The sequence below is a fragment of the Vibrio sp. 2130-1 genome (assembly GCF_033339515.1).
Genome location: NZ_JAWOUT010000535.1, coordinates 1 through 575, shown reverse-complemented (window position 1 = coordinate 575; position 575 = coordinate 1). Strand labels below are relative to the sequence as shown.

1 protein-coding gene is annotated in these 575 nt (G+C 46.4%); it reads right to left on the bottom strand.

The window, feature by feature from the left end; translation table 11 throughout:
• On the bottom strand, positions 1 to 575 hold a 575-nt coding region (locus R7Q09_RS27245; RefSeq protein ID WP_318144095.1), incomplete at both ends, for a M16 family metallopeptidase.

The following is a 575-nucleotide window of genomic DNA, read 5'->3' as shown; positions in this document are numbered from 1 at the left end:
TCAACGTAACCGATGGTTTGCCATGAGTAAGGATGACCTTCTGGGTATAACGCTTCAGACATACGTTCCCAAATCAAACCGTACGGACGGTTGTCATAACGTTGCGCACGCTCATTTTTCACCGTAGATCGTTGAATTTCAAATTTGCGCTGTGAAACCGCATCAAGCAAAAAGCCCATACGATCCGATTCAAGCCACAGCATTTTTTCCAGCTGATTCGCAGGAACGGTTTCAAAGTAGTTGGTGCGATCGCGATTGGTCGTACCGTTTAACGTACCACCCGCCTCTGTGATGATTTTGAAGTGCTCTTGATCGCCAACGTTCTCTGAACCTTGGAACATCATATGTTCAAAGAAGTGCGCAAAGCCCGACTTACCGATTTCTTCACGAGCTGAACCGACGTGATACGTGACATCAACGTGTACCAATGGGTCAGAGCCCTCTGGCGCTAGAATTACGGTCAAGCCGTTATCGAGTTTGTATTTTTGATATGGGATCTTAACTTTGCCGTCTTCTGCTTTCGATGATTCGACGAAAGTCACCCCTTTTGGCAACGATGAAACAGGGGAATTTGA